This is a genomic window from Micromonospora sp. NPDC049089 (assembly GCF_040648775.1).
Lineage (GTDB): Bacteria > Actinomycetota > Actinomycetes > Mycobacteriales > Micromonosporaceae > Micromonospora.
In genome coordinates this window covers 22,170-28,619 of sequence record NZ_JBEZEH010000077.1, presented here as the reverse complement: position 1 = coordinate 28,619, position 6,450 = coordinate 22,170, and the positions used below count along the sequence as shown (strand labels likewise).

General features: G+C 69.9%; 4 protein-coding genes and 1 riboswitch. Of the genes, 2 read left to right on the top strand and 2 right to left on the bottom strand.

The features are described from left to right. Positions 1 to 75: 75 nt before the first annotated feature. Positions 76 to 1,095, top strand: a complete 1,020-nt coding sequence (locus tag AB0B48_RS15635; protein WP_357201427.1) for an aldo/keto reductase — start codon at positions 76 to 78, stop codon at positions 1,093 to 1,095. Positions 1,096 to 1,102: 7 nt separating this feature from the next. On the opposite strand, the gene AB0B48_RS15630 is transcribed toward AB0B48_RS15635, so the two are convergent. Both AB0B48_RS15630 and AB0B48_RS15625 read right to left on the bottom strand, forming a co-directional pair. Then, positions 1,103 to 1,825 carry a FadR/GntR family transcriptional regulator gene (locus AB0B48_RS15630; RefSeq protein WP_357201415.1) on the bottom strand — a complete coding sequence of 241 codons (723 nt, stop codon included), beginning with the start codon at positions 1,823 to 1,825 and terminating at the stop codon, positions 1,103 to 1,105. Between the two features lie 7 nt (positions 1,826 to 1,832). Further along, entirely contained in the window at positions 1,833 to 3,230 is a 1,398-nt protein-coding gene (locus AB0B48_RS15625; RefSeq protein ID WP_355010111.1) for an enolase C-terminal domain-like protein, read from the bottom strand. Positions 3,231 to 3,662: 432 nt separating this feature from the next. Continuing rightward, positions 3,663 to 3,880: riboswitch (cobalamin riboswitch) on the top strand. Positions 3,881 to 4,072: 192 nt separating this feature from the next. On the opposite strand from AB0B48_RS15625, the gene AB0B48_RS15620 reads away from it, so the two are divergent. Further along, positions 4,073 to 6,415, top strand: coding sequence for a ribonucleoside-diphosphate reductase subunit alpha (locus tag AB0B48_RS15620; protein WP_357201424.1), 2,343 nt, complete (start codon positions 4,073 to 4,075; stop codon positions 6,413 to 6,415). The last annotated feature ends 35 nt before the right edge of the window (positions 6,416 to 6,450 follow it).

The following is a 6,450-nucleotide window of genomic DNA, read 5'->3' as shown; positions in this document are numbered from 1 at the left end:
GCCGGTCATCGCGGCGACCAGATCGTCGGTGGTGGCCTCGATGACCGGCAGCACCAGCGTGGGTCGGGACGAGCGGTGAGGGCCGCCGTCCAGGGAGGCGCCCGCGGTCCCGCGGGTCCGACGAGCCGCGGCGGCGCTGCACCGCTGCTGCGGCTGAGCCCACTGGGCTTCGGCGCCTCCCAGGGCGGCAATCTCTACCGGGCGACGTCCGACGAGCAGTTCGCCGCCGCCGTGGACACCGCGTGGGCAGGCGGCATCCGATACTTCGACACCGCACCGCACTACGGGCTGGGCCTGTCCGAACGACGCCTGGGCGCGGCCCTGCGCTCCCGCCCCCGCGCCGAGTACGTGGTGTCGACGAAGGTCGGCCGGCTGCTCGTGCCGTCACCGGAGACGGCGCACCAGCGGGATCCGGAGGGGTTCGACGTTCCCGCCGATCACCGCCGGGTCTGGGACTTCAGCCGCGACGGCGTCCGCCGTTCGCTGGAGGCGAGCCTTCGGCGCACCGGCCTGGACCGGATCGACGTGGTGTATCTGCATGACCCCGACGAGCACTGGCAGCAGGCCGCCAACGAGGCGATCCCGGCCCTGGTGGAGTTGCGGGAGCAGGGCGTGATCGGCGCCGTCGGGGCGGGAATGAACCAGTCGGCGATGCTGGCCCGCTTCGTGGCGGAGACCGACGTGGACGTGGTGATGTGCGCCGGCCGGTACACCCTGTTGGAACAGGGCGCGCTGACCGACCTGCTGCCCGCCGCGCAGGCCCGCCACGTCGGTGTGGTGGTCGCCGGTGTCTACAACTCCGGGCTGCTGGCCCGGGACATGCCGCCGACCGACGCCGTCTACGACTACCAGCAGGCGCAGGCGGAGGTGATCGACCATGCCCGCCGGATAGCGCGGGTCTGTCAGACGTACGGCGTCACGCTGCCCCAGGCGGCGTTGGCGTTCGTCCGTCGTCACCCGGCAGTGGTCTCGACCGTTGTCGGCATGCGCGACGACGTCCAGGTGACCGAGACCCTCCAACGATCCGGTGTCGACGTCCCGGAGCAGCTCTGGACGGCGTTGTACGACGTGGGGCTGCTCGACGTACAACCGTGAGGGTCGGTCACGACCGGGCCGTCTCGATGCTGGCGTCAGCGTCGTCGGGTAACCCCTGCAACGACTCCTCCACACCGATCAGGTGGTTGGCCATCCGGGTGCGCGCCCGTTCCGGGTCGCGTGCCACGAGGGCCTTCAGGATCGCCACGTGCTCGTCATGGGTGCGCAGGTCCGCGCCCTCCTCGTGCAGACTCCGCCAGAGCCGGCCACGGATGGTGCGCCCGGCGAAGGCTTCGATCAGACCGACAAGCACCGGATTCTCGGCGTGCACCGCGATGATCCGGTGAAAGGCGATGTCGATTTCCATGATCCGCTCGTGGTCCGGCGGTGACTGGCCGACCAGCCGGGCCGCCTCGTCGAGCAGGTCACCCGCCTGGGCCAGGGCCTCGTCGGTGATCCTGGTCGCCGCCAGGCAGGCGGCCTCGCACTCCAGCAGCCGGCGGACGGTGTGGATGTGCCGGGGGTCGCCCTGGCCCTGGAAGTCGACCACGAAATTCATCGGGGCCAGCAGCTGTGGCGCGTCGAGGTTGGTGACGTAGGTGCCGTCGCCCTGACGGATGTTGACGATCCCCAGGATCGACAGGGCCGACATCCCCTCGCGCAGGGAACCTCGCGAGACGCCGAGCTGCTCGGCGAGGTCCTTCTCGATGGGCAACCGGTCCCCGGGCCGGAACTGCCCTTCGAGGATCATCCGTTTGATGCCGTTGACCACTTCGTCGGTGCGAGACATGATCCCCCTAGCGGCCGGCGGGGGTGGCCTTCCCACCCGCGATCACGTACGCCGCCTCCGGAGATGACACGGTAGTCGGGTCTGTCGCCGCCCAGTAGTGGCCGTCGGGGAAACGGTAGAGCGCCACCGACTCCTGACGCATCCGGGTGGAGTAGCCGGGCTGGCTGGGCAGGACGTATCCGCTGCCGGAACCGGTGTCGCGGATGATGCAGGGATCGGTGAAGTGCTCGTGCAGGTGGTCGACGAACTCGGTGACCCGGTTGGTGAGGTCCCCCGAGATCGCGACGTAGTCGAGCACCGACACGTGTTGGACCATCTCGCACAGCCCGACACCGCCCGCGTGCGGGCACACCGGGACGTTGAACTTCGCGGCGAGCAGCAGCACGGCGACGATCTCGTTGATGCTGGCCAACCTGCCGGTGTCGAGCTGGCAGAAGTCGATGGCCTCGGCCTGGAAGAGCTGCTTGAACATCACCCGGTTGTGGCAGTGTTCGCCGGTGGCGACGCCGATCGGAGCGACGGCGCGGCGGACGGCCGCGTGGCCCAGGATGTCGTCAGGGCTGGTCGGCTCCTCGATCCACAGTGGCGTGAAGCGGGCGAGGGCGGTGACCCACTCGATGGCCTGACCGACGTCCCACACCTGGTTGGCGTCGATCATCAGGTTGCGATCCGGGCCGAGGATCTCCCGTGCGATGGCGCATCGGCGGATGTCGTCGTCGAGGTTGGCGCCCACCTTGAGCTTGACGTAGCCGTAGCCGGTGTCGACCGCCTCCTGGCACAGTCGGCGCAGCTTGTCGTCGCCGTAGCCGAGCCAGCCCGCCGATGTGGTGTAGGCGGGGTAGCCGGTCCGGTCGAGTTCGGCGAGGCGGGCGGCCTTCGTGCTCTCCTTGGCCCGCAGGATGGCCAGTGCCTCGTCGCGGGTCAGCGCGTCGGACAGGTAGCGCAGGTCCGCGATGTCGACGAGTTGCTCGGGGGTCATGTCGACGAGCAGCCGCCACAGCGGTTTGTCGGCGACCCGGGCGACCAGGTCCCACGACGCGTTCAACACGGCGGCGAGGGACAGGTGGACGACGCCCTTCTCGGGGCCGAGCCACCGCAGTTGCGAGTCGGAGGTGAGCAGGCGGTAGACCGCGCCCATGTCCGCTGCCATCGTTGCCACGTCCTGGCCCACGAGGAGCTGTGCCTGGTGGACTGCCGCCGCCGCGACGATGTCGTTGCCTCGGCCGATGGTGAAGGTCAGGCCGTGCCCCGCGAGTGGCGCGCCCACGCCGTCGACGCCGTCGGTGTGCAGGACGACGTAGGCCGCCGAGTAGTCGCCGTCCTTGTTCATGGCGTCTGACCCGTCAGCGGTCAGGGAGGTGGGGAAGCGGACGTCTTCGACGGTGACGGCAGTGATCTGCGGCATGCGCTCCTCGCCCGGCTAGGCTAAAGATCAGATGATCACTGGGAGTATACGGAGGGCCGCTCCGGCACGTCAACGTTGTCGATCACCTCGGGCGTGCAGACATATGATGTTTGCCCTCTCGGGTCGCGCCGCCTTGACTCCGATCATGCCGGTTGGCGGGCGAAGGTGACGCGCGCGGCGGACCCTGGAGATTGGATGTTCCGGCCCGTCGCGAGGTATCGACGACGACGTATGGGCCTGGTCTCCAGTGCTGTGGCCTCGATACGTCAAATCTTTGTCGAATGTCGACACCCGTGCGCAGAGCCTCGTCTCCGGTGCCCGGCATCGGTCGGCCGCAGTGTGCTCCCGGGGGTTGGTGACGATGGTCACCGCATCGCCGTCGACACGCCCGAGACCGACATGTGGGGTGTGACAACGGCTGCGTCCCTATATATGGTGTCGAACGCAGCTGGTTCGGCCGCTCATCCGGTGCGGTTCGAGGCAACAGGGAACCCGGTGGAAATCCGGGACTGTCCCGCAGCGGTGAGTGGGAACGACAGCCGTCATCAGCACTGGGCCACCATCGGCCTGGGAAGCGACGGCCAGTAGGAGACCGGCGAGCCCGGTCGTGCCCGCGAGTCCGAAGACCTGCCAGCGCGCCGCGTACCCGCACCCGGGTGGGCGGCGGTCCGAGGCCGCGTGGGACGGCTGACGCCACCTGACCCACGCCGGGGCCGGCGTGGCGTCCGTCGGTGTCTGTCTCCTCGCGTCCGGGCCACCAGGTCTCGAACTCCGAGGAGCGAGTGGTGACAGTCACCGAGGTAGTCCCGGCCAGCGGCGACGCGACAGTGCGGCGGACGCCGATGCAGGTCCGCAAGCGTGACGGCGGCACCGAACCCGTGGACGTGAACAAGATCGTCCGGGCGGTCGAGCGGTGGGCCGACGACCTGACCGACGTCGACCCGTTGCGGGTGGCCACCCGCACCATCAGCGGCCTCTACGACGGCGCGACCACTGCCGAACTCGACCGGCTGTCCATCCAGACCGCCGCCGAGATGATCGGTGAGGAGCCGCAGTACTCGCGTCTGGCCGCGCGGCTGCTGGCCGGCTACGTCGACAAGGAGGTGCGGCGACAGGGCATCACCTCGTTCAGCGCGGCGATCCGGGTCGGCCACGCCGAGGGCCTCATCGGTGACGACACCGCCGCGTTCGTCGCCACACACGCCGCGACGCTCGACCACGCCATCGACCCGGACGGCGACCGCCGGTTCGAGTATTTCGGCCTGCGCACTGTGTGCGACCGCTACCTGTTGCGCCACCCCACCAGCCGACTGGTGCTGGAGACCCCGCAGTACTGGCTGCTGCGGGTGGCCTGCGGCCTGTCCCGGACGGCGGACGAGGCGGTGGACTTCTACCGGCTGATGTCCAGCCTGGCCTACCTGCCCAGCTCACCGACCTTGTTCAACTCCGGCACCCGGCACACCCAGATGTCCTCCTGCTACCTGGTCGACTCTCCGCTCGACGAGCTGGACTCGATCTACGCCCGGTACGCCCAGGTCGCCAACCTGTCCAAGTTCGCCGGGGGCATCGGCATCGCGTACTCCCGGGTCCGCTCCCGGGGCGCGCTGATCCGGGGCACGAACGGGCAGTCCAACGGGATCGTGCCGTGGCTGCGCACGCTGGACGCGAGCGTCGCCGCGGTCAACCAGGGTGGCCGACGCAAGGGCGCTGCCTGCGTCTACCTGGAGCCGTGGCACCCGGACATCGAGGAGTTCCTGCAACTGCGGGACAACACCGGCGAGGACGCCCGCCGCACCCACAACCTGAACCTGGCCAACTGGGTGCCGGACGAGTTCATGCGCCGGGTCGAGGCCGACGAGCTGTGGTCGCTGTTCGACCCGCAGGAGGTGCCCGAGCTGCCCGACCTGTGGGGGGAGCGGTTCGACGCCGCGTACCGGCAGGCCGAGGCGCAGGGCCGCTACGTGCGGCAGGTCCCGGCCCGGGAGCTGTACGGGAAGATGATGCGGACCCTCGCCCAGACCGGCAACGGCTGGATGACCTTCAAGGACGCGTCGAACCGGCTCTGCAACCAGACCGCCGAGCCGGGCAACGTGGTGCACCTGTCCAACCTCTGCACCGAGATCGTCGAGGTGTCCAGTGACGCCGAGACGGCCGTGTGCAACCTCGGCTCGGTGAACCTCGCCGCCCACCTCACCGCCGACGGCATCGACTGGGAGCGGCTGCGCGCCACGGTGCGGACCGCTGTGACCTTCCTCGACCGGGTCATCGACATCAACTACTACCCGACCGCGCAGGCGGCGGCGAGCAACCCCCGCTGGCGGCCCGTCGGGCTCGGGCTGATGGGCCTTCAGGACGCCTTCTTCGCGCTGCGGCTGCCGTTCGACTCGCCGGCCGCCCGCGAGCTGTCCACCCGGATCAGCGAGGAGCTGTACCTGACCGCGCTGGAGACCTCCGCCGACCTGGCGCGCGACTTCGGCGCCCATCCGGCGTACCCGCAGACCCGGGCCGCGCGAGGCCAGCTCCAGCCCGACCTGTGGGGTGTCGAGGGTACGCAGACCGCGCGGTGGGACGCGCTGCGCGAGCGGGTCGAGGCGTACGGGCTGCGCAACTCGCTGCTGGTGGCGGTCGCGCCGACCGCCACCATCGCCTCGGTCGCCGGGTGCTACGAGTGCATCGAGCCGCAGGTGTCCAACCTGTTCAAGCGCGAGACCCTGTCGGGGGAGTTCCTCCAGGTCAACACCGCTCTGGTACGCGAGCTGAAGGCCCGCGGTCTGTGGACCGAGCGGATCCGTTCGGCGATCAAGCGGGCGGAGGGGTCGGTGCAGGACATCGCCGAGTTGCCGGTCGGCGTACGGGAACTGTTCCGCACCGCGTGGGAGCTGCCGCAGCGGGCGCTGATCGACCTGGCCGCAGCCCGCGCCCCGTTCATCGACCAGTCCCAGTCGCTGAACCTGTTCCTGGCCGCGCCGACCATCGGCAAGCTCTCCTCGATGTACCTCTACGCCTGGAAGGCCGGGCTGAAGACCACCTACTACCTGCGCTCGCGGCCCGCGACGCGGATCCAGCAGGCCACCGTCAGCGCCGTCGCACCCGTCGCGCCAGTCGCTCTCGCGTCCGTGGCCCTCGACGCCGACGCGCTGGCCTGCTCGCTGGAGAACCCCGAGTCGTGCGAGGCCTGCCAGTGACCCTCGCCGACGCCGCCACGACCGACGCCAGCACC